The sequence below is a fragment of the Pedobacter sp. CG_S7 genome (genome assembly GCF_040544395.1).
Lineage (GTDB): Bacteria > Bacteroidota > Bacteroidia > Sphingobacteriales > Sphingobacteriaceae > Pedobacter.
Genome location: NZ_JBEONS010000004.1, coordinates 106,094 through 132,114, shown reverse-complemented (window position 1 = coordinate 132,114; position 26,021 = coordinate 106,094). Strand labels below are relative to the sequence as shown.

Annotated in this window: 20 protein-coding genes; 3 read left to right on the top strand and 17 right to left on the bottom strand. The window is 38.8% G+C overall.

Annotated features, from left to right (window positions below; translation table 11 throughout):
• Positions 1 to 31: 31 nt before the first annotated feature.
• From AAKU52_RS04370 to AAKU52_RS04355, 4 genes are all read right to left on the bottom strand, one after another.
• Positions 32 to 1,465, bottom strand: a complete 1,434-nt coding sequence (locus AAKU52_RS04370) for an arabinose isomerase (RefSeq protein ID WP_354330626.1) — start codon at positions 1,463 to 1,465, stop codon at positions 32 to 34.
• A 5-nt stretch (positions 1,466 to 1,470) separates the two neighbouring features.
• On the bottom strand, positions 1,471 to 4,500 hold the full coding sequence (locus tag AAKU52_RS04365) for a glycosyl hydrolase (protein WP_354330624.1): 3,030 nt from the start codon (positions 4,498 to 4,500) through the stop codon (positions 1,471 to 1,473).
• A 64-nt stretch (positions 4,501 to 4,564) separates the two neighbouring features.
• Entirely contained in the window at positions 4,565 to 6,073 is a 1,509-nt protein-coding gene (locus tag AAKU52_RS04360) for a RagB/SusD family nutrient uptake outer membrane protein (protein ID WP_354330621.1), read from the bottom strand.
• Between the two features lie 38 nt (positions 6,074 to 6,111).
• Positions 6,112 to 9,204 (bottom strand): SusC/RagA family TonB-linked outer membrane protein, encoded by a 3,093-nt coding sequence (locus tag AAKU52_RS04355; protein WP_354330619.1) that lies wholly within the window; start codon positions 9,202 to 9,204, stop codon positions 6,112 to 6,114.
• A gap of 453 nt (positions 9,205 to 9,657) precedes the next feature.
• Between AAKU52_RS04355 and AAKU52_RS04350 the strand changes: the two genes are divergently transcribed.
• Complete coding sequence (locus tag AAKU52_RS04350) at positions 9,658 to 10,551, top strand: AraC family transcriptional regulator (protein WP_354330617.1); 894 nt, start codon at positions 9,658 to 9,660, stop codon at positions 10,549 to 10,551.
• 79 nt (positions 10,552 to 10,630) lie between these two features.
• Here the strand turns inward: AAKU52_RS04350 and AAKU52_RS04345 are convergent, their stop codons facing one another.
• The 7 genes from AAKU52_RS04345 to AAKU52_RS04315 all read right to left on the bottom strand — a co-directional run bounded on the left by AAKU52_RS04345 (position 10,631) and on the right by AAKU52_RS04315 (position 15,565).
• The gene (locus AAKU52_RS04345) at positions 10,631 to 11,071 is read right to left on the bottom strand and encodes a hypothetical protein (protein WP_354330615.1); all 441 of its coding nucleotides are present in this window, start codon (positions 11,069 to 11,071) and stop codon (positions 10,631 to 10,633) included.
• Positions 11,055 to 11,432, bottom strand: coding sequence for a phage holin family protein (locus AAKU52_RS04340; protein ID WP_354330613.1), 378 nt, complete (start codon positions 11,430 to 11,432; stop codon positions 11,055 to 11,057). Before AAKU52_RS04340 ends, AAKU52_RS04345 begins: the two co-directional genes overlap by 17 nt.
• A 24-nt stretch (positions 11,433 to 11,456) precedes the next feature.
• The gene (locus AAKU52_RS04335) at positions 11,457 to 11,720 is read right to left on the bottom strand and encodes a YtxH domain-containing protein (RefSeq protein ID WP_354330611.1); all 264 of its coding nucleotides are present in this window, start codon (positions 11,718 to 11,720) and stop codon (positions 11,457 to 11,459) included.
• Between the two features lie 62 nt (positions 11,721 to 11,782).
• Positions 11,783 to 12,835 (bottom strand): AI-2E family transporter, encoded by a 1,053-nt coding sequence (locus AAKU52_RS04330; RefSeq protein ID WP_354330609.1) that lies wholly within the window; start codon positions 12,833 to 12,835, stop codon positions 11,783 to 11,785.
• 11 nt (positions 12,836 to 12,846) lie between these two features.
• A complete protein-coding gene (locus tag AAKU52_RS04325) occupies positions 12,847 to 14,241 on the bottom strand; it encodes a sigma-54-dependent transcriptional regulator (protein ID WP_354330607.1) in 1,395 nt (464 codons plus the stop codon).
• 118 nt (positions 14,242 to 14,359) lie between these two features.
• Entirely contained in the window at positions 14,360 to 15,142 is a 783-nt protein-coding gene (locus AAKU52_RS04320; protein ID WP_354330605.1) for an enoyl-CoA hydratase/isomerase family protein, read from the bottom strand.
• 3 nt (positions 15,143 to 15,145) lie between these two features.
• On the bottom strand, positions 15,146 to 15,565 hold the full coding sequence (locus AAKU52_RS04315) for a cobalamin B12-binding domain-containing protein (protein ID WP_354330603.1): 420 nt from the start codon (positions 15,563 to 15,565) through the stop codon (positions 15,146 to 15,148).
• Positions 15,566 to 15,644: 79 nt separating this feature from the next.
• Between AAKU52_RS04315 and AAKU52_RS04310 the strand changes: the two genes are divergently transcribed.
• Entirely contained in the window at positions 15,645 to 17,306 is a 1,662-nt protein-coding gene (locus AAKU52_RS04310; protein WP_354330601.1) for a glutamine--tRNA ligase/YqeY domain fusion protein, read from the top strand.
• 279 nt (positions 17,307 to 17,585) lie between these two features.
• On the opposite strand, the gene AAKU52_RS04305 is transcribed toward AAKU52_RS04310, so the two are convergent.
• Positions 17,586 to 18,422 carry an N-acetylmuramoyl-L-alanine amidase gene (locus AAKU52_RS04305; RefSeq protein WP_354330599.1) on the bottom strand — a complete coding sequence of 279 codons (837 nt, stop codon included), beginning with the start codon at positions 18,420 to 18,422 and terminating at the stop codon, positions 17,586 to 17,588.
• Between the two features lie 160 nt (positions 18,423 to 18,582).
• Between AAKU52_RS04305 and AAKU52_RS04300 the strand changes: the two genes are divergently transcribed.
• On the top strand, positions 18,583 to 20,265 hold the full coding sequence (locus AAKU52_RS04300) for a DUF8614 domain-containing protein (protein ID WP_354330597.1): 1,683 nt from the start codon (positions 18,583 to 18,585) through the stop codon (positions 20,263 to 20,265).
• An 11-nt stretch (positions 20,266 to 20,276) separates the two neighbouring features.
• On the opposite strand, the gene AAKU52_RS04295 is transcribed toward AAKU52_RS04300, so the two are convergent.
• The 5 genes from AAKU52_RS04295 to AAKU52_RS04275 are packed head-to-tail and all read right to left on the bottom strand — an operon-like array spanning position 20,277 to position 26,021.
• A complete protein-coding gene (locus tag AAKU52_RS04295) occupies positions 20,277 to 20,642 on the bottom strand; it encodes a response regulator (protein WP_354330595.1) in 366 nt (121 codons plus the stop codon).
• Positions 20,629 to 21,216 (bottom strand): chemotaxis protein CheB, encoded by a 588-nt coding sequence (locus tag AAKU52_RS04290; RefSeq protein ID WP_354330591.1) that lies wholly within the window; start codon positions 21,214 to 21,216, stop codon positions 20,629 to 20,631. The genes AAKU52_RS04295 and AAKU52_RS04290 overlap by 14 nt, the downstream gene beginning before the upstream one ends.
• A gap of 1 nt (position 21,217) precedes the next feature.
• Positions 21,218 to 22,039: a CheR family methyltransferase gene (locus tag AAKU52_RS04285; RefSeq protein WP_354330589.1), complete on the bottom strand. Its 822-nt coding sequence runs from the start codon at positions 22,037 to 22,039 to the stop codon at positions 21,218 to 21,220.
• Between the two features lie 9 nt (positions 22,040 to 22,048).
• Positions 22,049 to 22,420: a response regulator gene (locus AAKU52_RS04280; protein WP_354330587.1), complete on the bottom strand. Its 372-nt coding sequence runs from the start codon at positions 22,418 to 22,420 to the stop codon at positions 22,049 to 22,051.
• Positions 22,421 to 22,442: 22 nt separating this feature from the next.
• Positions 22,443 to 26,021, bottom strand: coding sequence for a response regulator (locus tag AAKU52_RS04275; protein ID WP_354330585.1), 3,579 nt, complete (start codon positions 26,019 to 26,021; stop codon positions 22,443 to 22,445).

Genomic DNA, 26,021 nt, shown 5'->3' with positions numbered 1-26,021 from the left:
ATGATCTAGTGTTGTAAATTCGGGAAAAACATCAGCAAACCTGTATAGTCTTTACCTTTAATACCTCTCCTAGTTTTTTAATTTTGGAAGCAAGGTTCCCCTTGCCGATAGCACAGTGATGTGCCGGCCCCTGCTTATTCCAGGCCTCAACAAAGTTTCTCGATCCTATAGAAAATCTATACCGGCTATTGGTATTACCTATTTCCAAGATACTACCTGGTACAGATTCTCCTTCTGCTACAAGGAATTTAAGCGTGCCATCACCAGTTTCGACAACAGAAAGTAAGGTAACAGCACCATGACTTACAGACATTTCAACGGATAAGCCGTTTCCTACTTTACCATGATAAACCTCCAGCGGTCTTACTTTAACTTTACCTTCTGCTATCCGGGGATGACATGGCCCGTCATGTCCCATCAGAACGACATCATCATTGAAATCCATTGCATAATATTCTGTGAAAGAACCACCTGCACCAAAACTATCAATGATCTTCATGGCTTGTACATTTTTTATTTCATACTCACCTGCAACCGGAATATTTCTGCCCGTTAAAAGTGAATTTCCAAGGATCACTGAAGTTATGGTATTTTCATTGATAGCATTGCCGCTTCCTTTATGATAATAAGCAAGAGAACCCAGCTGATGTTTGACGACCAGCTTGTCCAAGGCTACCGCGGTCTGTGCAGCTCTATGTAGCTCCTGAGGCAGACAATTGTCCTGAACGTCAAAAACTGCATGAATTTCCAGGAGTTTAGCTTCGATCTCTACATCGGTTACCTGTGCGCTTAAGCCAGACAGTTCATCGACTTCAATTACCTCCATGTGCCCCCCAAAAGTAGCATACTGGAGGGTAAGGTCGGTGTAGATATCCATCATACCACTATAATAATTACCCATAATGCCAAGCCGATTATGATACATAATCCTTGCAACGTTTGCTGCCTCTATCCATTCCAGAACCTCTTTCCAGACATGAGGATCGTTATAGAGCATACCAGTTACCTGAAAAAATGGAATTTTACAACGGTTAAAAACATTAGCAATTTCCGGAACTGCACAAGATGAACAATGTGCCAGCCACTCTCCTGTCATGACTGTTCTGTCTGATAACCTGTTAAAGCTTTCGTAATCAATACTTGCCTGTGGTGAAAGATTTAGTACAATAACCGGCACATTTGCTTTTCTAACCACAGGCAACACCGTAGAAGACAATGCATAAGTAGAAACATAAAGAAAAATAATATCAACATCTGCTGTTTTAAATGTAGCACCCGCTTCAAAAGCTTTCTCTGGTGTATCAATTAATCCAAGGTTTACAATTTCGGCATCAAATTTTCCCATCTCCACTGCGACCTGATCAACATACCCCATCAGCCGCTCTTTTAATCCTTCGAACTGATTCCAATAAGCCTGCAGACCTATACCGAAAAGGCCAGCTTTCACTTTTGTTTGTGTATACATGTATTTTATTTTATTTCTCTGATTATTTCCTGAACGATAGTTACCGGCCCTAACAAGCCCGACTCGAATAAAGGCGTGTTTGCTTTATAAGGTTGAGAAGTTGTAAAAGTGTACCTCCCACTGGTACGCGGCTGATTCTTAAGCAACCACTCCGGCCATTGGTCATTAACCACACCATCATAAGGTTTTAGTTCATCACCGATGAGCCTGTTTGGCCAAAGGTTAACCACTTCAATGGTCAGCTGATTATTCTTTTGTTTTAAAGCACCTGAAATATCTACGCTATAGGGAGCAGTCCATACCACCCCCAGATCTTTTCCATTTAGTTTTACCCTGGCCATATTTTTAACATTACCTAGATCAAGATAAACGGGTGATCCTTTTTCCAATTTTGAAGCAGCTAAATCAAATTTCTGATGATAGGATGCAATACCTGAATAGTATCTGATGACTTCATTTTTATTTTTGGACCAGTCAGACAAAGTATCAAAGACCGTATGCGCGGGGCCTCCCCATTTCGGATCAAAGTTGACATCCCATGAACCATTAAGCCTCATTAGCTGATCCCGCGTATTCTCCTTTTTTTTGGCGGAAGCTGCCCATTTGTGCTCTGCGGAAAACAGTACAAATATGCTTTCATAGGCATCCAGCTGTAAAGGCATCACTGTTTTTTCCTGTCCTGCAACAAACTGATCAACCTTACTGATCTTTCCTGTAACTGCATTCCATAATTCAGGAGAACCCTTAACCGATCTGAAATGAGCAGTCAGACTAATGGGTTTATCTGTTGTATTGGAAACAAAATAAAGATCCCAGCCTTCATCGGTCCGGTGTGTATATCTTACCGGTCCATCAGACTGAAAATCTTCAATCAGGCTTAAAGAATTTAATATTTTAGCGGTCACATCATACCGTGGATACAAATTATCTGGGTGTTCACTTAAAGCTCCTCCCCATATCAGTTTGCCTTTTCCGTAATTACGGTACATTTCCTGAGTAGGCTTACTAACTGTACCCCAGATTTTCAAACACAGTGATTGAACTTCGGTATCGCCATGTGGAAAGTTTACCAGGCTCGGGGACCTTAATGGCGGGCTGCCCACAACTGTTGCACCTTGGCTGGCCAGTTCGCCAATTTTGGTCAGTAATGCAGGGGTCATAGATTCATAGACCGGTAAAACCAGAATGCGGTAGCTGGCACCTCCAGGAAAAACAACCTGGTTATGCTTTACCGATGCCTTCATCAGTTGTGCCGGAGAACAGCCATCAAAATTATAGCCTTTCCTGTCGCCTATTGTATCACCAACCATAGCTGATGCAGGTGGAACAAACACCAGGGGGGATCCTTCAGGAGTGAGGTATAAGATGTCGGCTACAGTACGCCCTTGCTGTAAAAGATACTGTGACCTGGTTACGTAATCATGATAAGCACCAACCATTGGCCACCAGGTCTGACTTCTGTCCCAATGCACACCATAAGGCCCCATCGTTGCTCCCGGTTTCAGCGAATCTGGCAGGAACTGATTTTGAAAAGTATGGTAAACAAAGCGGTTAATTCCGGCTGCAAAAGCCCAGTCTCCCTGGTTTTTCATTGAGCCCGGATGCTGTTGCCAGCCTTCCCCGCCTTGAGCTGTAAACGCTTCAGCAGGAATTAAAGACTTACCCATAACATGACCAATAGAAGTAGCCTCAATTACACTATAAGTGGAATTGAAACCAAAACCCTTACTCCAGAATTCTGCCATTGGTACATCTGCTACACTACCTAAATCCAGATCCGATGTCGGGTTCATATCATAGGGTTCAATAGATAATTCAAGGTTATGGCGTCGGGCATATTTCTTTACATGTTCTGCATGGTTTTCCAGCACCAACTCTTGTGAAGTTTGTCTCAGATCCCAAAGAAACCTTTCGCTTTCTTCCAGGCTTCCGACAATGCTGCCAGCATAGGCCGGATAGTACTTCAGTGGGTCATATCCTCTTCTTTTCAGAAACTCTTTCCTAAAATTTGCTGTCCAATTTTGTGCCCCCATCTCCCAGCTGTCCATGTGCAGGCGCTTTAACCCACCGGCACGCCCTTTTTCAATTTTCCCTATCTTTTTCAGCAGGCTGCCTACATAAACATCAAGGTGTGCATTGATTGCAATAGTATCGAATTTATCTGCTTCAAAGCCTAAGCCTGGAAAAGATGCGGGACGGGTTATAGCACCATTATTCCGGCTCACAAAACGCATCACTATCCATTTACCAGTAGCTGGAAACCAATTCAATGTGCCATCAGGCTGCATTTTATCTGTAAGATCTATAATTTTGTCTTTTTGAATGGCTGCTTTTTCATCACCTATCAACCCAGATGGTGATGGCATAAGGGGTTTTACCACTCCAGAACTGTATGGAGCTCTGTAAAAGAGTGCCTTTTCTTCATAATCAGCTATCCGACTCCCTTGTTCTACATATGGAAAAGCAAGCACAGCAACATCTTCATAATACCGCATCCAGTCCACTTTAAAAGCATCGGTCAGATTATTCTCTCCAAAAAATGGTTTTTTAGGAAGTGGCAGGGGCAAAACAATTTTCTTCCGGTCAGCAGCAGATATAATAACCTGGCTGGATACCAGATGTTTCATGGATTGTTCCGGCTTAACCCATGGACCACCACTTCCTGTCCAGCCAGGCCCGATACCTAAAGTAATTTCTATACCCAATCTTCTGGCTTCTTTTTCTGCATGTACAAAAAGTGATTTCCAGACATCACTTAGAAAATCGACCTTCCCTCTTGGAACACCTACATTTACTTCCAGAAAGATCAGGTTGCCTATCCCTGCTTTTTTCATTGATTCCAAATCTTTGGTAATGGATTCTGCAGACATATTTCCATCCATAAAGTACCAGTAAACACCTGGCTTATACACATCAGGCGGATTCATAAAATTAACTTTCAAGCTTTTAACCTGTACTTGTGCATTGGAACTGAATGGGCACAGCAACAAAAGGACAAGAGAAACTCGTAGCAGAAAAAGCAATCGTAAATTCATAACTGTTTTGATTTCGTAAATATTAAAAAGGATGATACGTATAATTATTGAAAGTTCATTAAAACTAATACCCAGGGTTTTGTATTAAATTCTTATTCAGGAACAACTGTCTGTTCGGAATCGGGAACAGAGCTTCGTAAGCATCAAATTTATAGTCATTCGGCGAAAAGGACACGCCACCCCTGTCTACTGTTGGTCGTGCTTTTTCAGCCTGTCCATGTGCGTTCATTAATGCTGTTAACTGCGCAATGGTCAGTGATCGTTTCAGATCAAACCATCTATCGTTTTCAAAAGCAAGCTCTACACGACGCTCATGCCTAATAGCGGCACGAAAATCTTCCTTCCCCAAAGCATTCAGGCTTTCAAGGCCTGCTCTTGTCCTTACCTGATTAATATATTGATATGCATTTCCAGGACCTGCTTGTTCATTAATCACCTCAGCCAGCATCAGAAGTACATCAGCATACCTGAGTACAGGCCAGTTATCGTCCGTTCTTCCATCTATGGTATGTGGATGGTTATACTTATTAACGAAAGGAATTCCTATGAATTCTTCTTTGGAATTTGTATAGCCCTCTTTCAGGGAAACTGCCTTACGCAGGTCACCTGGCTCGAATTCATCAATGATACTCCTGGTAGGAACATTCCATCCTTGCGGACGGCTGGTTGAAAACCCCGTAACCGCACCTTCAGAGCCACGCGGTGCAAAAGCATAAACAAAACTGCTCCATTCTCCCAGGTTATTACCCCCTTGATACTGCACTTCAAATAAAGATTCACTATTGTTCTTTCTGGCTGGATCAAACAAGGCACTATAATCACTTATTAAGGAATAACCCAGTGTTAGCACCTCTTTGAGGGTGCTTTCTGCTTTCGGATAATCTTTCACTGTCAGGTAAACTTTACCTAATAATCCTAACGCAGCACCTTTTGAAGCCCGTCCATTTTCGGCAGTAGCATATTCGCTTTTTGCAGGTAGCTTGGTAGCAGCATCAGTCAGGTCACTAATAATCTGGCTATAAATTACCTCTTCTTTGCTGCGTATGGTCTTAAACGCATCCGAAGAATTTGCAAGTGGTTCTGTCATTAAGACAACAGGACCGAAATAGCGCACCAGATTGAAATAATAATAAGCTCTTATAAACTGTAGCTCGCCCTGAAACTGTTTTTTTTTCTTTTCGCTGATGCCTGGAACATCCTGTAATTTCAGCAAAGCAAAATTAATATTGTATAATGCATTATAACTCTGATTGTAGAGATCTGCAATGTTTACATTGGTGGAAGTAACATTCCAGAACTCGAAAGCTTCTACCCGATCTGTTTGTCCCCTATCAGAAGGATTAAGTTGTATGCTTGTATTATCAGAAGTCATTTCAGCAAATATATACTGGCTATTTACATGGTCCTGTAGAGAGCTATAAGCCCCATTTACAGCCTGCTCAACTTCTTGTTCGTTTTTATAAAATTTATCTGCAGACTTTTTAGTTGGATCAGAAAGTTCAAGAAAAGATTTTTCACAAGATGTGACTGCCAGCAGACAGCAGACAAATGCTAATTTATATAGATATTTCATCGGTATATCGTTTAAGTTTTAAGGTTTAGCGTTTTGATTTAAAAGTTAACCCTCGCACCAATAGAGATCGTTCTTGGTACAGGATAAGCTTCCATGTCTCTTCCCGGACTAATCACATCATTTCCATTATTAGCCCTTGCCCCGTTTACTTCAGGGTTATTGCCCGGATAGTTAGTGAACAAGAAGGCATTGTCTACACTAACAAAGATTTTCGCATCAAAGAGGTTCCTTACCCTGGGGATAGTATACCCCAGGGTCATATTCTTTACCCAGGCATAAGTTCCGTCATACACATACCTGGAGTTGGACTCTCTTGTAAAATAATAAGTATTTGATCCGGCCTGTTTACCAGCCCCAGGATTTTGTTCAGATCTCCAGCGGTTTTGTACTTCTGAAAGCACATTAAATACGCCATCAATATTGGCCAGGTTCATTTCAATTGCCCTATAAATATCGCCACCATACGATCCATTAAGTAACACACTCAGATCAAAGCGCTTAAAACCAATATTCCAATTCCAGCCCCAGGTAAATTTCGGATTAGGATTACCGATGACCACCATATCTTCCATATCATAAGAAATAACGCCATCGCCATTACCATCCAAATACTGGTATGTTCCCGGAATATGGTTCGGATTATGCGGACTGTCATCAATCTCTGCTTGATTTTGATAAATACCGAGAACTTTGTAGCCATAGAAAAGGCCAACTGGTTTACCTACCTGTGTAATATTATATCCATCATAGAATGCCCCTGTTAACAACGAGTTGCGGTCACCGTCAATGGAAAGGACTTTATTCCTGTTAAAGGAGATATTAAAACCTGTACTAAAAGTAACCTGGTTAAACCTGTCTCTATAATTTACACCAAGTTCTACCCCCTTATTCTGCAACTTGCCAATATTGGTAATGATATTACTGAAACCTGCAACAGCCGGAACTTCTACATTCAGCAACATATTGGTAGTTAATTTTCGGTAGTATTCTGCTGTAATGCTGATTTTGTTCTTCAACAAGCTCAGATCCATGCCAATATCCAATTGTCTGGATTGCTCCCAACCTAAATACTCATTTGGAAAGGAACCAATTGTAGCACCAGGAACAACTGCACTTCCAAAGACATAATTAGAGTTATTGATATTGGCCTGTGGTGTATAATTACCAATATTATTGTTCCCGGTAATACCATAACTGGCCCTCAATTTCATATCATCAACCCAGTTCAGCTTTGGAAAGAAGTTTTCCTGCGACAAGCGCCAGCCAACAGATGCTGAAGGAAAACTGCCCCAGCGGTTTTTACTGCCGAAGCGGGAACTTGCCTCTCTGTTAAATGCAGCAGTAATGAGATATTTCCCTTTGTAGGAATAGTTTACCCTGGATAAATAGCTTTCAATTGTAAAGGCAGCCATTCCTGAACTACCATCACGTTGATTTGCGGCCGAAACATATTCAACCAGATCATCAGGAAAATTCGTTCCAGATGCATTTCCTGTATTGACGGTATTCTTCTGAAAAACATGCCCTACGGTCATTTCCAGCTTATGATCTCTGAATTTAGGCGCGTAAGTTAACAGGTTATCCATTCCATAATTGAGGTAATTATAAAACGCTTCGTTTCCGCTTGCCATACGTGGTGGTGCATTGTTAAAACCGGCAATTCCTGATGGAGTAAAATCATGATTCCGGATATTTTCCATTTTACCATTCAGGTTGGTTCTGAAAGAAAGATCCTTAAATGGTGTGATTTCTATATAACTGTTAGCCATCAGGCTACCTTTATACTGTTTATGCTGCTCTTCATAAAGCCGCTGGACAGGATTAGGGAATCCAAAAATATTATCATGACCACCAATATAATTATTATAAGAGCCGTCTTCATTGTAAACAGGCTCTCTTGGATCCATTAACAAGGCTTGATCTACAATATTATTACCATAGGAGCCTGCAATAGCATCACTGTTCTTTGCCCAGGAATAGGCACCGGAAAGCATCATCCCAAGCTTAATATAATCATTAGGCTTACCATCAATATTAGCCCTGGTAGTAACACGGTTAAAACCCGTGTTTTTTAAAGCCCCCAGCTGACTAAGATAACCCATAGACAAATAGGAACTTGTCTTTTCAGATCCATTACTTAAAGAAATATTATAATCACTGAAAGGCGCATTTTTATTTAGAATTTCTTCAAACCAGTCCGTAGAAACCTTGGTTTCTTCAGGATTTCTGAAATCTCCGGGAATCTCCGAGAGCAACGGCTCCCTTTTTTGAAAATACCTGATCTTATCAGAAAATATCTCCTTCTGAAATTTTGCAAACTGTGGTCCATCTAACATTTTAACCCGCCTGGAGTCTGGCACATTTGCAAAACCATTGTTGGAACTTACTGTCAATTTTGCCCCTTCCTTTTTACCGCTTTTGGTGGTTATTAATACAACACCATTGGCTCCTCTAGATCCATATACTGAAGTGGACGCTGCATCTTTCAGCACTGTAATACTCTCAATATCATTTGAATTCAAAGCCGTACCTACACTTGTTCCTACTGGGAAACCATCTACCACATACAAAGGATCACTTGTTGCACCCAGAGAACTGTTACCCCTAATTTCAACTTGTAACTCCTGGCCTGGTTCTCCGGTTGTTTGTTTAGCTACTACGCCAGGTGCCTGCCCCTGCAAAAGCCTGCCCACATTAGAAGCCGGAATGCCCTGGGACTTAGACAGGTCAATTTCTGAAACTGCTGCAGTAATATCACCTTTACGTTGTGATCCGTAAGCGAGTACAACAACTTCCTGCAACGCCTGTTCGGAAGCTGCAAGCTGTACACTGATTTTGTTCTGATCTCCTACTACAATACGTTTTTCTGTATAGCCAATAAAACGGAATAAAAGCGTAGCTCCTTTAGTCGCGCTGATTGAAAACTGGCCTTTTCCATCAGTTTGTGTTACAAGATTGGAACCCACAACCAATACTGAGGCCCCTATAAGAGGAGCTGAATTGTTAGCATCTGTCAGTGTTCCAGAAATAGTGCCTGATGGTTGTGCAAAGCTGTGCAAGTAGAATAACAATGCAAAGGCCATTGTTACGACTTTTTTGCCCGTCACAACTGGTAAAATTCTTTTTCCCATAATTAATTAAGGTTTAAAATTATCAGATATAATATTTGGTTTCAGTATTACTCCTCATAAGGCAACTAAAAAATTGATCATTATAAAACTGATCATTAAACTTTTACAGCCAAAGCCTGTTCACACTGGTATCCAAAAGTATCGTAATAGTTATATCGTATAAATAGCCATTTTGATAAATGAACCACAGTTTTTGATTTTTGTAAATGTTGGCTTTTTGGATGCTCAAAGCCATTAATAGGTTTTGAAACGTGCATTTAATCAGAAAATTCGGCAAGAGAATTAAGAATCTGATAATTCATATATAATTTTTGATATAAACACCAGTTTTTTTATACAGATGATTAGTTTTATCTTCATTAAACAGATAATAATAACCAAATTAAATCCGGGAATTTTAGACAGGCACCGCTAATAGCGCTACTGAAAGATTTCACTAAAGATGTGATAGCAATGATTAATTTTTACAAATACCTTCCAGTAAGTAAAGAAGATGAAAATTGGGGTCTAACAGTGCTGAATACCGGCTGTACACATATAGAGGCCACAAATAGCTATCCTTTAAAAAACCATCCTGCACATCACAATTTCGATTGGAGCAGCTGGAGGATACTACAGGAATACCAGATTATTTATATCACAAACGGCCAGGGAACCTTTGAATCTGCAAGTTTTAAACAGACTCAGGTAAAGGCCGGCACTATAATCGTATTGTTTCCTAATGAAAGGCATCGTTATAAGCCTGATAACAATACCGGTTGGGATGAATTTTGGGTCGGTTTGAAAGGAGATATAATTGATAACCTGGTCCTTTCATCTTACCTAAACCCTAAAAAGCCTTGTCTGTTTATTGGTTTCAATGAAAGTATTTTTAATCTTTACAACTCTATCATTGAAACAACAAAAAAAGAAAAACCCGGCTATCAGCCCCTGGTTTCTGGTGCAGTTCTGCACCTAATCGGAGCCTGTCATGCCATTATGAAACAAAGCACCACTGAAAATAAAAAGGAAGAAACAATTATAGATCAATCCAAACTGTTATTCCGCTCGAACATTAATAATACTTATTCGCCACAGCAGGCTGCACAGGAGTTGAATGTCGGCTATTCCTGGTTCCGTAAGTCATTTAAGGATTTTACGGGGTTGTCACCTGGTCAATACTACCTGCAACTTAAAATAGAAAAAGCAAAGGAAATGTTATGCTCCAGCAATGCACCCATTAAAGAAATATTTATAGAACTGAATTTTGACTCCAGTTTTTATTTCTCTAAAATATTTAAGGAAAAAACTGGCCTAAAACCGACCGATTACAGAAAAAGAAGTCAGATTTCCAACTATCCTCTCTAACTCAACATTAAAGAAAAATGCATTTAAACAAAAAAACCTGCAATCATGATGATACAGGCTTTTTTCTATTTATTGAAATTTAATAAGTTTCACTATCCGGCGGTATGCCATAATCAATTTGCATTCCTTTTTTAGTAGGCTCCTTTGGTTTATTAAACCAGGATTTTACTGAATTAAAAATTGCAGAAAGATGCTCTGCATCCAGCGTTTTCCCCATTTTACTGGTGGCTAAACCAATCAGTGCCTTAGTCATGAAACCAGAACCCCTAAAAATGGTACTGTTCATCAGCAATGGCAACACAAGAGACATCAGTTTACTGCTAATATTAAGTTTATCATCTATCTTTAAAAAAGCAGATGGTGTAGCGTATTTTTTAATCAGGCTTCCTATAGTAAATTGCTTTATATAGCCTTTAACATTAACTTTTAATTGGTCGCCTTGCACCACATAATCAGATTTCAGCACGAGAATCTGTGCATGAAGATCTTCCATATTTTGAATGTTATATCTTTTCTTCATCTTCTTTATCTGCTAGTTTATCGAAATATTTCCTTATAGCCATATTAACAATGGCCTTTTCGATATATTTATCTTTAGTTAAATAAACCACAATAGCGAAGATCAAATAAATTAAAGACACACACCCAAAGCCCCTGGAAAAACTTCCCAAAACATCAGATAAAAACAACGCAAGGGTAACTGATCCAAATAAAAAAGCCAACATAAAACAGATCATAACTGTTGCACTGGTTAACAAATCAGCAAATATTTTTGATGCTTTTTCAACCATACTAAGCCGGGCATATTCAATACGCGTTTCTATATAATCTTTGGCATCTGAAAGGATGTCTTCAATGTTTTTTTCTTTATTGTCTTGCATTGTAGTTGAGGTTAGGCTTGTATATTAAGCATGTTCAGTTTCATCTATATATTCTTCTTCATGGCTCATTTTACTTTTAACTGAACTTACAACCTTGTCTTTTAAGTTGGCGAGGTTATTGATTTCATCGGCAGCTTTATCTTTTAAAGAATCACTAAGGTCTTTTATAGATTGACTTAACCTGTCACGGGTGTCCGTTCCTTTTTCTGGTGCGAACAACAAACCTAACGCCGCGCCAGCAGCTAAACCGGCCAATAGCCCAATTAAAACTTTCGAATTATCATTCATAACATTTAAATTTTTAATAAAACATTAAAATAAAAGAGATTAAAACAATGCCTTCCCTGTAACTAAAACTCTTCTCCAGTAGGAATTGTTTTAATTCTTTCTAATCTTTCCGAAGCCATTGCACTCGTTTCATATATTTTGATCAATAAAATGAAATAAGACAAGAGCAACGGGCCAAAAACTAAGCCTAATATTCCAAATAATGGTATACCAATAACTACGCCAATTACAGTAATTATAGGATGAATATTACCAACTTTTTTGGCAATCATAAAACGCAATACATTGTCTATATTTATAATCACTACAAAACCTACAGCCAGCATGGCCCAGCCTGCAAAAGCTTGTCCATTGGCAATTTGAAGCAGTGCTGCCGGTATAAATATTATTGGAGGACCTAAAACTGGTACAAAGCTAATAAAAGCGGTAATTACACCCCAAAAAAGTGGATCATTGTAGCCCAGTGCAAAAAATGATAGGCTAAGTAATGCCCCTTGTACCAAAGAAATTAACCCCTGACCTACCACATTGGCATAAGTGGTGTTCCGCATTTCTTCGGCAAACCGATAAGCATTTTGTTCCCGTAAAGGCACATATTTAACCAACGCTTTCTCCAGTGTTTCATTTTCTACCAACATAAAGTATAATAAAAAATACATTAGCATAAGGCCAAAAACAATGTTGAAAGCACCGGAAATTAACGATGGGAATAGTTCCGTTACCCATACCCCCATTTTACTCAGCCCTTCCTCTATCAACCGTTGTACATCAGAGCCCACAGGTACCAGGTGTTTTAATTTAAATAAAATATTTTTATAATAAATATGGTCATTTTGCAACTCATCAATTTTAGTGAGTACCATACTGCTCAAACCATAGAAAGGCAATACAATAAGCACAATGGAGGTTAATAACAATAATATTGCAGTCACCTTCCGGTTCCAATGCTTCACCTCTACTAAATAGAGATAGCTGGGCCTCAAGATAGTGTAGAGCACCAGGGTACTTAATATCGAGCCGAAAATACCATGTAAAGAATATGCAATCAAACAGCCCAGTGCAACAATAATAATCAGGTTGATATTGTTGCGTTGCTTGTAAGATAATAGAGACATGATGAATTTAATTAAGTGTCTAAATTAACTGCTTTCATTTTATTGTAAAGCGTTTTTCTATCGATGTTCAAAATTTTTGCAGCTTTAGTTTTATTATAATTAACCTCTTGCAACACCTTTATAATAGCTTCATATTCAGCATCCATAGCTGTATTCTTTAAATCTCTAGGTTTTTGCTGGCGTTGTTCTGAAAAATCCAATACTGATTTTTTGGCATAGGTTGAAATCTCAAGTGGCAAAGCCTTTAATTGTATAACCTGACCTTCAGTAAGCAGTGTAGCCCGTCTCACCACGTTCTTCAACTCACGAACGTTTCCAGGCCAGTTATAAGTTAAAAAGCAAGCTTCTACCTCCTTCGAAAAACCCTGTATATTTTTATTCAGCTCTGCATTAGCTAAATTAAGAAATGTCATTGCAAAAACCATGATATCTTCACCGCGTGCACTGAGGGAAGGTAAATTGATGGAAAACTCATTAAAGCGGTGATATAAATCCTCCCTGAACCTGCCATTTTGCATCGCAATAACCAGGTTTTCGTTTGTAGCCACAATAATTCTAACATCCAGAACAATCTCTTTGGTACTACCAAGCCTTTTCACTTTACGCTCCTGAACGGTACGTAAAAGCGCTGCCTGTATTTCATAAGATAAATTTCCTACTTCATCCAGAAATAAGGTTCCACCATTTGCTAGCTCAAAATGACCTATTTTAGTATACATAGCCCCCGTAAAAGCCCCTTTTTCATGCCCGAAGAACTCTGTTCCTGCAAGTTCCTTTGTTAACGACCCACAGTCCATGGCAACGAAAGGATGGTCTTTTCTCGGACTGTTCAAATGTATAGCCTTTGCAACAGATTCTTTTCCCGTTCCACTTTCTCCCGTAAGAATTACACTGTAATTTGTAGGTGCAACCAGCATGATTTGCTTTAACAAATCTTTAGATGCAATACTCTCACCGATGATGAAATTATTGTCGGCAATATAAACCAGATTGTTTGTATTGTCTTTCTGGTGAACTACACTTGTATGGTTATCATTTAAGACATTTTGGATTTCAATAGCCTTATTAATAGTATTTAATATTTCATCAGGATAAAGTGGTTTGGTAATGTAATCATGAGCACCCAATTTGATGAGTTCTACCGCCAGTTTAATATCTGAATAGCCAGTGATAATAATCACACCCGTTTTTGGATAGTTTTCCCTTATCTTAATCAAAATCTCTTTTCCATCAGTATCCTCTAACCTATAATCACATAAAACGAGGTCAAAAAATTCTTTCGATAAGCAATCTATCGCTTTAACGCCGGTGGTTACCGTTTTTACTTTGTAACCATTCTTCGTTAAAAATTTGGACAGTAAAAGACCAATATTCAACTCATCATCAACAATTAGTATATTTTTCATACAACAACCCTAATCAATATCTTTTCTACCGGAAGTTAAATATAGAAATAATATTTAATTGGGAAATATTTTCTACAACTTAACCTGCATTTCAGGCCCTTTACCGCCTGCTATTTGTTTATTTGCCTGTAAAAACAGGTTTTCTCTTTTCCAAAAATGCCGAAACACCTTCTTTAAAGTCCGATGTATTAAAACATTTCCCAAACTCCTTTACTTCTACTTCAAAACCATTAACTTTTGAATCTAAGGCAGAATTTACGGCAACAATTGCGCTTGCAACAGCAAGTGGAGCCCTTAATTTTATTTTATTTAAAATTTCAAGTGCTTTAGCCGATAAATCTGCAGCCGCTACAACATGATTAACCAGCCCAATTTCTTTAGCTCTTTCCGCAGAAATCATGTCTGCTGTAACAATCAATTCAAACGCATGCCCTTTGCCAACCAGGCGGGTAAGCCTCTGAGTTCCGCCATAACCAGGAATCAACCCTAAAGAAACCTCAGGTAAGCCAAGTCTGGCGTTAACAGATGCCACACGGATATGGCAAGCCATCGCCAATTCCAATCCTCCACCTAGTGCAAAACCATTAATGGCAGCCACAACAGGTTTAGGACAATTTTCCAATGCATCAAAGACTGTTGTTTGTCCATTCTGCGCCAGATTTTCACCTTGTTCGGCATTAAAGCTGGAAAATTCAGAAATGTCAGCTCCTGCTACAAAAGCTTTTTCTCCAGCCCCGGTTAACAAAATACCGCGTACATCAGCATTGGTACTTGCAAAACTGATGGCATCAGCTAATTCTGCCAATAAAGCTTTATTCAACGCATTTAATTTTTGCTCCCGGTTTATGGTCAAATGTAATATCTGGTCTTTTACTTCGAATATGATATGATTATAAGTCATTCTTTAAAAATTTCTATGGTTAATACTCCAATTTTTTATATAATCCACAATAGTAATCATGGTGGTTCCTGGAGCAAATAATTCACCAACCCCTATTTCCTTCAATTTTACAATGTCTCCATCAGGAATAATGCCACCACCGGTTAACAACACATTACTTAAGCCCTTTTGTTTCATGATTTCAATGATTTTTGGAAACACAGTCATGTGGGCTCCCGATAAAATGGAGATCCCAATGGCATCAACATCTTCCTGTAACGCAGTGTTGACAACCATTTCTGGCGTTTGTCGTAAGCCGGTATAAATCACTTCCATGCCAGCATCCCTTAAAGAAGTAGCTATAACTTTTGCCCCCCGGTCATGTCCATCAAGTCCTACCTTGGCCACTAAAACACGTATAGGCCGGTTAAATGTATTGCTCATAAATATGGTAATTGTAATCAGTAAAAGTAAGTAAATTAGCGGTTTTATGTTAACTTTGACGACTAAATTTACAGTTTTTATGAGTGAGGAAAGATCATTGAACTTTATTGAGGAGATCATTGAAAACGATTTAAACAGCGGAAAATATAAAACTTTAATTACACGTTTTCCACCCGAACCCAACGGCTACCTGCATATTGGCCATGCAAAGGCTATATGCCTGAACTTTGGGCTAACTCAAAAATATGGTGGTTATACCAACCTGAGATTTGATGATACTAACCCGGTAACCGAGAAAACTGAATACGTTGACAGTCAACAGGCTGACATCAAATGGCTTGGTTTTGAATGGAAACATGAGTTATATACCTCTGATTATTTTGACACTCTTTTTGATTTTGCTATAACGCTAATCAATAAAGGCCTGGCCTATGTTGACCACAGCACAGCCGAAGAAATTGCGGCACTGAAAGGAACACCAACAGAACCAGGAAAAGACAGCCCTTTCCGCTCGCGTACTATAGCAGAAAACCTGGATCTTTTTAACCGCATGAAAAATGGCGAATTTGAAGACGGTGACTGCATTTTGCGTGCAAAAGCAGATATGGACAGTCCGAACATGATTATGCGCGATCCAATTATTTACAGGATTAAGCATGCCGAACATCACCGCACAGGAAATAAATGGTGTATTTACCCAATGTATGATTTTGCCCACGGTGAAAGCGACAGCATTGAACAAATTACACATTCCATTTGTACGTTAGAATACGTTTCTCACCGCGAATTATATAATTGGTTTATTGAGAAATTAGAAATATATCCTTCACAACAATATGAATTTGCCCGTTTAAACCTGACCTATACGGTGATGAGTAAACGTAAACTGCTGCATTTGGTAAATGAAGGAATTGTTGCATCCTGGGATGATCCACGCATGCCTACCATCAGCGGATTAAGAAGACGGGGTTACACGCCCGAAAGTATTCGTGAGTTTTGCGAAAGAATCGGTATTGCGAAAAGAGAAAACCTCATTGAACTCAGTCTTTTAGAATTTTGCGTTCGCGAGCACCTGAATAAAATTGCCAATAGGGTAATGGCAGTGCTTGATCCTATTAAAATGGTCATCACCAATTACCCTACAGGTCAAACAGAGCTGTTAATAGGAGAAAACAACCCTGAGGCCGAAGATAAAGGCGGAAGCAGGGAAATACCTTTCAGTAACGAACTTTGGATTGAACGCGAGGATTTCATGGAAGTACCTGCAAAAAAATGGTTTAGACTAGCCCCAGGTGCTGTGGTACGTTTAAAGCATGCTTACATTGTAAAATGTGAAGATTTTGTTAAAGATGAAAATGGTAATGTTACTGAAATTCATTGTTCTTACCTTCCAGACTCGAAAAGTGGTGAGGATACCAGCGGCGTAAACGTTAAAGGAACTATACACTGGGTGAGTAAGGCACATGCTAAAACAGCTGAAATTAGAAGCTACGACCGCTTGTTTAGTGTTGAAGCGCCAGACAGTGAAGAAGGTGATTTTAAGGATTACCTGAACCCTGACAGCATGCAAATCATTAAAGAAGCTTATATAGAGCCCTTCCTTGCCAATGCACTGGCAACAGAAAGGTATCAGTTTATTCGTAAGGGTTATTATAGCCTGGATAAAGATTCAACCACTGAACATTTGGTCTTTAACAGAACCGTAGGGCTGAAAGATGCCTGGGCAAAAGGAAAGAAATAGCACAAAAAAACTGGCTGCTCATTTTATCAATGAGCAGCCAGTTTTTTTTGTGCCCTATTTTTTTCGCCACTCCACCATATTCAAGTTTTTCTGTATCGTTCAAGGCTGATATTTGAATAGGTTTTGCCAGGTCGTTGGCAGGTCCTTTCTAGGTCAAAATGACCTACCAACCACCTACCAAGGATAAGTAAATAATCCAGCATTAGCAACCGATAGCTAAACGGAAAATCGGGGCACAAAAAAGCCCGTCTGCATAAGAAATAAGACGGGCACTTTTAATTACAAATATTTAGTGTACAAATTGTAAAGGATCAACTTATCAGCAAGTGTTAGCTGAGGTGTAATATCAATTTGAACGAAGTGTCTCTTAAAAGCGGTTATTGCTGCACCTAAATTACTGATGTCATATCCAATAATCCGCAAGGCAAACGTAGAATTAAAATCAGCGGGAGGCATCATTAACACGTCATCATACCACAAGCCATAACCCTTAGCAGCCAGAACTTTCCATGGAAAATTGCTCGGATCTGGCTTACGGGTAGGTGCTATATCGGCATGGCCTATAAAATTAGCCTTAGGGATGTTGTATTTTTTCTTTAAAGTGCCGAGTAAGGCACACAAACTATTAATCTGGGCAGCTGAGAAAGGTTCGTTGCCATTGTTATCCAATTCAATACCAATCGAAGAAGAATTCAAATCGGTATCATTCCCCCATCGGCCAATACCGGCATGATTTGCTCTTAAATAATCGTTTAACATTTGAACCACTTTACCATCGCGGCTAACGACGTAGTGTGCGCTTACTTGCGTTCTGGTTAAAATAAAAGTTTTGATGGTCTGGTCTAAGGAGTTCTGTGCGGTATGGTGTATGATGACAAAATTTGGCTTACGGATACCAAAATTAACGGTGCCAACAAAAGACTGCAAATTCTGATCAAGTGAATCTATCTTTTGATTTACCGGAGGCATTGACTGTATAACAGTGGCAAAAGATTTTGTCTGCTCTTTATATACTTTATTTGTAGCGGCATATTTAGAAGTTGTACATCCACAAAAAGTGAGCGCTAAAACACCATATAATAAAACCTTTAAAGTTGAATTTTTTTGTACCATCATATATTCCATATCAAAATGTGAAATTAACCAATATTTATATATTTGAACCCAAAATACTGGAAACTTTAGGTATGCCGTATTTTTTTTTACTATTTTAGTTGCGTCCATTCACTGAAAAAGAATAAAATTCTGCAGAGAAGGACAACTAAACTATTATTCAATGAAAAACATATCTACAGCAGTACAATTATTTTTTGGCTGCGTAATGCTGGCAGGAGTAGCTTCTTGCGGAGGCAATGATGAAAAAAAAACAGTATTTACAGAAAACACAAAGCTTTTTAAAGATAGCCTGAATGATTATGTGAACGATAGAATTAATATTTATGAAAGCGTAAAGTTAACCACTAATTTAAATGAGCTGAGCGTTAATGATCGTAAAATTCTACCGCTTTTGATACAGGCAGCACAAATTATGGATGAATTGTTTTGGAAACAAACTTATCCGCAGCGTGATAGCCTGCTAAATACGCTGAAAGATGAAAAAACAAAATCTTTTGTGAGAATAAATTATGGCCCCTGGGACCGCCTAAATGGTGATAAGCCTTTTGTTGCAGGAACAGCGTCTAAACCTGATGGTGCAGCATTCTATCCGCTGGATATGACAAAGGAAGAGCTTGAAAAGTCGCCCTTAAAAGACAAGTATAATGCCTATAGTATAGTGAAAAGAGATTCTACAGGTAAGTTAAGCCTTGTTCCATACCATGTACTTTATGCCTCAGAATTACAAAAAGCTTCTAGCTTACTCAAGCAAGCAGCACTACTTGCCGAAGACCCTGCTTTTAAAAAATATTTAAACTTACGCTCTGATGCCCTGGTTACAGATAACTACATGGCCAGCGATTATGCTTGGCTGGATATGAAAAACAATGGCCTTGATATTATTATTGGTCCAATAGAGAACTATGAAGACAAGTTGTTTAACGCCAGGACTTCTTACGAGGCTTATGTGCTGGTTAAAGACAAGGCTTGGAGCAAACGCCTGGCCAAGTATGTAACTTTGCTACCTGCATTGCAAAAGGGCCTGCCCGTTGCCGCTAAATACAAAACCGAAAAACCGGGCACAGACAGCGAGCTGAATGCTTATGACGTGGTTTATTATGCTGGCGATTGTAATGCTGGGTCTAAAACCATCGCCGTTAACTTACCTAATGATGAGCTGATCCAACAGAAAAAAGGTACACGCCGCTCTCAGCTTAAAAATGCTATGAAAGCTAAGTTCGATAAAATTCTCCTGCCAATTGCAATGGTACTGATAGATAAAGACCAGCAGCAATATGTTAAATTTGATGCTTTTTTCTCTAATGTAATGTTTCATGAAGTGGCACATGGTTTAGGCATTAAAAAAACCATTACTGGAAAAGGATTTGTTAAAGAAGCGTTAAAAGAGCAGTATTCATGGCTTGAAGAGGGCAAAGCCGATATATTAGGCCTTTATATGGTTACTGGTTTACATAAAAAAGGAGAACTTACCGGTAATTTGAAAGATTATTACACCACTTTTATGGCAGGCATCTTACGCTCGGTGAGGTTTGGCGCTTCCAGTGTACATGGTAAAGCTAACATGCAGTGTTTTAACTTTTTTAAGGAAAAGGGTGCATTTATTAGAACTGCTAACGGAACTTATCAGGTAAATTTTGACAAATTTGCTGTAGCCATGAACGAGCTGAGTAAATTAATTATTACGCTGCAAGGCAACGGTGATTATAATGCAGTTGTTAAATTACAAAAAGAAAATGCGATCATTCCTGCTGAGCTTCAAAAAGATTTGGATAGGTTAGGAAAAATAGGAATTCCTGTCGACATCGTTTTTGAACAAGGTGTGGATGTATTAGGGGTAAAATAAACAGCCTAAAATTAAATTAAATGCTTGCTTACAATATCTTCCAGTTCAAAAATATCAAAGGGCTTGGACAGATAACCGTCTGCACCTGCCTGCTCTGCCAATGACTGTACATCGTTGTTGGCAGAAAAGTAGATCACAGGAATATGTTTTAAATCGACATCATTTTTAAGTGCCCTGGTGGCATCTACACCGCCAACATCAGGCAGCCAATTGTCCATGAAAATAATATCAGGTGTATAGGCATTCACCTGACTAATGATGTCATTTGAAGTAGAAGAAGTTTTTATTTCATAACCCGCATCCTCTAAAATGATGGTGCATAATTCGAGTATATCGGTATTGTCATCAAAAATAAAAACTTTCTTAACTGAAGCCATTTGATTCGGGTTTGGACAACAAATTTATGAATTCTGCCATATCTTCCGCATTTAAAATAAAATCAGTGTCAACCTGCAGTTTTGCCTGTTCCGGCATAAAGGCAACCTGAGCGGTTTCCGGGTTTTGAATAATGACCCTCCCGCCCCAATTCTTGGCTGTTTTTAAACCATTTACCCCATCAGCATTGGAGCCAGACAACAATAAACAAACCAATTTATCTTTAAAAACTTCTGCTCCTGTTTGAAAGGTTGGATCAATTGCTGGCCTTGAAAAGTTTATTTTTTCTGAATAATCCAATGAAAAAGTATGGTTAAGCTCTAAAAGTAAATGATAATCTGATGGCGCAATATAGATTGTTCCTGGTAAAAGCGCTTCTTTTTCTTCTGCTTCCTTAACCGTTAACCTGGTGTGCCCCGAAAGCAGCTCGGGAAGTAATGACTCCGTGCCATTTTTACGGTGGATGACGATAATAATCGGGAATTTAATTTGGCTATCGATAGCAGGTAATACTTTGAGCAACACATCTAAACTGCCCGCTGAACCACCAATGATTAATGCTTCACAATTCACCATGTTAATTAACTTTACGCCAAACCTTCTCGTGCTGTAACCTTTTATACTTTTTTGAAATTTGCGAAAAATCTATCGTTTCTTTACTGCCCAATGCCAGGTAACCAAGATCTTCTAAACTTGTATCAAACAATTCCAACACTTTATGCTGCAGCTCGCGATCAAAATAGATGAGCACATTTCTACATAAAACTAACTGGAACGAATTGAAAGAATAATCTGAAACCAGGTTGTGCGTAGAAAAAATCATCTTATCCCTGAGCTCATCATCAAATTTAGCTAAAGAATATTTAGCCGTATAATAACTTGAAAAATCGTTGTTACCGCCCGAGGATATATAGTTCTCGGAATATTGCTTCATATAACTCATTGGAAACATTCCTAAATTAGCTTTTTCTAACACTGAAGGATTTAAATCTGTTGCATAAATTAATGATTTGTGCAACAAATTAAGCTCTTTCAATAGAATGCTGATAGAATAGGCCTCCTCACCTGTTGAACAACCAGCTACCCATATCCTAATAAAAGGATAAGTGCCTAAACGAGGTAAAACTTCCTCCCTTAAAGTTTTAAAGAAGGTAGGATCTCTAAACATTTCTGTTACATTAACAGTAACCTGCTCAACAAACCGCTTAAAATAAATGCTATCATTCATTATTTTAAACCTAAACTCTGTAAAACCAAGGATTTTATCTAGGGAATACAAGCGGATAATCCGTCGTTTTATGGAAGCTCTGGAATACCCTGTAAAATCATATCCATAGTTTTCTAATATATGTGATAATAAAACCTCAATCTGCTCATCACTAACTACCGGCGACTCCAAATGTTTCTGTTATATAAATTGTGAAAGTAATTCTGTGAGCTTTTCTACATTGATAGGTTTTGAAACATAAGCCACTGCACCTGCATTGAGGCATCTTTCCCGATCGCCCACCATTGCCTGCGCCGTTACTGCTATTACGGGTATTTCTTTAAGATTAGGGTGCGCTTTCATTTTTGCAATAGCCTGATAACCATCCATTCCAGGCATCATCATGTCCATTAATACCACGGAAATTTCTGGATGCTGAGTCAACAATTGAATACCTTCTTCGGCAATTTGTGCCGACAAACATTGATACCCCCTGGCTTTTAATACCGCAGTTAATGCAAAAATATTGCGGTTATCATCATCAATTATTAAAATTTTCTTACTGTTTCCCATAAAATATAAATGGTCCTTATTTTTAAATTTTGTCGTAAAGCCATACCCGTAGCAAGGAAACCAACTGATCAATATCTACAGGTTTAGAGATATAATCTGAAGCTCCTGCTGCAATACATTTTTCTCTATCGCCCATCATAGCTTTTGCTGTTACCGCCAAAATAGGTAACTTTTTATAGGCAGGAATCTTTCTGATTTCTTTTGTACTTTCATAGCCATCCATTTCAGGCATCATCATATCCATCAATACAATATCTACAAGAGGGTTATCTTTCAAAATCTGTAAGGCTTCCTTTCCATCTGTAGCGGCGAGCACCTTCATTTTATGCAATTCCAATGCTTTTGTTAGCGAGAAAATATTACGAACATCATCATCAGCAATCAATACTGTTTTATTGTTCAGCACTTCGTATAAGTCGCCCAGCTTACCCGTAGATGGCCTAAAGTTTTCATCACCTTCTTTCGTTTCCACAAGGTGTAAAAAAAGACCTGCCTCATCCAATATCCGCTGGTAGGAATGTGCGGTTTTTACAACAATAGTATCTGCATATTGCTTAATTCGTATTTCTTCTCTTTTAGACAAATTTTTACCTGTAAAAATAATGATTGGAAGGTTTTCTAAACCTTCCGTCTTTTTTATTATTTCAAGCGTCTCATAGGCATTCTTATCCGGCACTCCCATGTCAAGAATAACGCAATCGACTTCATTTTTCTTTAATGCATCAATACTTTGACTTACATTGTTAACGACTTCTGTTTGAATGCCATAATTACTTAAGAAGTAGTTTAAAGCCTCTGCATGCTGCCTGTTTTCTTCTACAATGAGGACTTTTTTAGGATGCCTGGTTAAGGCATGTTCTAATTTGTGAAAAATCTGTTTCATGTGCTCCAAAGCGACAGGCTTATTGATAAAGTCGACAGCGCCTTTTAGCAAACTTTCCCTTTTAACTTCCAGTGATGACATGATGTGTACCGGTATGGAACGGGTTAAAGGGTTGGCCTTTAGCTCTTCCATTACCTGCCAGCCATCTTTAACGGGAAGTTGGATATCTAACAAAATAGCCAAAGGATGAAAATAATTGGCCATTTCAATACCTACATCCCCTCTCACTGCAACTATGCCTTTATAATTCCGCTTACGGGTAAAGGTGAGTAATGTTTTTGCAAAGGCTGTATCATCTTCAATAATTAAAATCACTTTATCACCAGGCAAAATATGATCTCTGTCATCTTCCACTTCTTGTGGTATTTTATCGACAGTAAACCTTTGCGGGAGACTTTCAGGAATAGTTTCAAAGTAGGTTGGCACCGCATAGCTGTACGCTTTTTCGAGTCTTTGCTCTTCTTCAATTTCCTGGAACAAATAAAAAGTAAACTCACTCCCTACATTCTGCTTACTGTTCAATTCTATTTTACCACCCAATAGTTTAGCAAGCTCCCTACTGATAGACAATCCAAGGCCAGTACCGCCATAACTGCGCCGCGTTGAACCATCGGCTTGTTGAAAGGCTTCAAATATCAAATCTTGTTTATCCGGTGGAATTCCAATCCCCGTATCTGAAACTTTAAATACCACAGCGTTATTGCTTTCATCTTTGCTGATGGTCAATGCCACCTTTCCATGAGCAGTAAATTTGATGGCATTAGAAAGCAGGTTTTTCAGGATCTGCTCCAGCCTCATCTTATCGGTATTCACCTGATTAATTCCAGGTTCAATTTCCACCAGCAGTTGAAGGTTTTTACTTTTTGCCGAAGGCATAAATAGGGAACGCATGTCTGTAGCAACTTCTTTAAGACTTACATCCTCAACTTCGAGCTTCATCTTTCCCGCTTCAATCTTGGAAAGATCTAAAACCTCATCTATTAAACCTAACAATCCTTGTCCGGAGCTTTGAATTACTTCTGCATACTCAATATATTCCTTATCCAGGTCTTTATTCTCAGACATGAGTTTAGAAAGCAACAGAATAGAGTTTAAAGGAGTACGCAATTCATGCGACATATTTGCAAGGAATTCAGATTTATATTTGGTGCTCTGCTCCAGTTGTTGTGCCTTTTCCTGTATTTGGAAATTACGCTCTTGAATCAATTGATTTCTTTCTTCAAGTAAACCAGATCTTTCTTCAAGTTCTTGATTGCTTTGCAGTAATTCTTCCTGTTGCACACGCAATTCCTCTTCTGAGGTTTGTATTTTTTGTGTCTGGGCTTCCAGTTCTGAATTTAGACCCTCCAATTCACTTTGTTGGGCTTGTAGCTCTTCTGTTTGTGCCTGGGTTTCTTCTAAAAAATCCTGTAATCTTTTCCTGTTTTGAGAAACATGAAAAGCAATACCAATGTTTGAAGCAATATTTTGAAGATAATCAAGATGCAAGGGTGTAAAAGAATTTATAGAACCAAATTCCATAATACCCACTAAAATTGATTCTCTGAGAATAGGAACGGCTACAATATTTCTAGGCCTGGTATTTCCAGTTGCATAGCTGATGGTTAATTCTCCATCGGGAATATCGTTGAGTAAGATTTGTTTCCTTGATAAAGCTGCCTGACCAACAACACCCTCTCCTATTTGCAGTACTTTTTTAAGTTCTTTATTTTCTAGCGCATAACTTGCGGTTAATAGGAGGTCTTTATTTTCTAACAAATAAAATGCACCTACCTGACTGCCTGTACGTTCAATATTGTATTCAATAATGTCAGTGGCTAGTTCGTCTACACTCTTTTCGCCAACCATCTTATCATTTAACCCTGCTATGCTTGACTGCAACCATTCTTTATCGTTTAATAGTGTAAAAGAATATTGCAGAGACTCTGCCATTGCATTTAAATGCCCGGCAAGACTGCCAAGGCCATCTTTTTCTTGCTGGTCTAATCTAATTTCGTAGTTACCATTGGAAATCTGGCTTGACAACTCTTGAATCACCTGAATCCTTTTTTCCATTTCATCATTTTTATCCTGTAGCTCTTGCTGTAGTTTCATGCGCTCAGTAAGGTCTTCAGATACTTTTCGGTAGAAGAAATAGGTGATCAGTACCGCCAGAAAAGCAGCCAAAAGAATTAACATAGGTGTATAACCTGAAAGCTTACTCGAAGCAGAAGTCTCTTTGTTGAACGCCCTGCTTTCTTCCCTCTTCATCTCCGCCACTAGTGAACGGGATTCATCCATGTGTGCTTTTCCATTCAGGAGTTCAGCAACACTTACATTTCCACCTTTACGCTTTATTTCAATAGTGTTATCAAGCACATCCAGTCGCTGTTTAACAATTCCCTGCAGCTTTTTAATATTCCTTTGGTGGAATGGATTATTTTGCGTTTGAGTAGCAACCTGGTTCATTAAATCAAAGGTAGATTCTCTTGCACCAATGTAAGGGGCTAGAAAAACTTCCTCACCAGTAAGTAAGAATCCACGCTGCCCTGTTTCTGCATCCTTCAAGGTAGAAATTACATTTTCTAAATTTGAAATTATTTCATTGCTTTTTGAAACGAGATCTGAGCTTTTAATGAGGTTGGTAATACTGACCCAAGATGCTAATGAACTGGTAAAGAGCACCAATAAGGATAAACCCAAACCGATTCTTAAGTTATTTCTTAAACTTTTATGCAT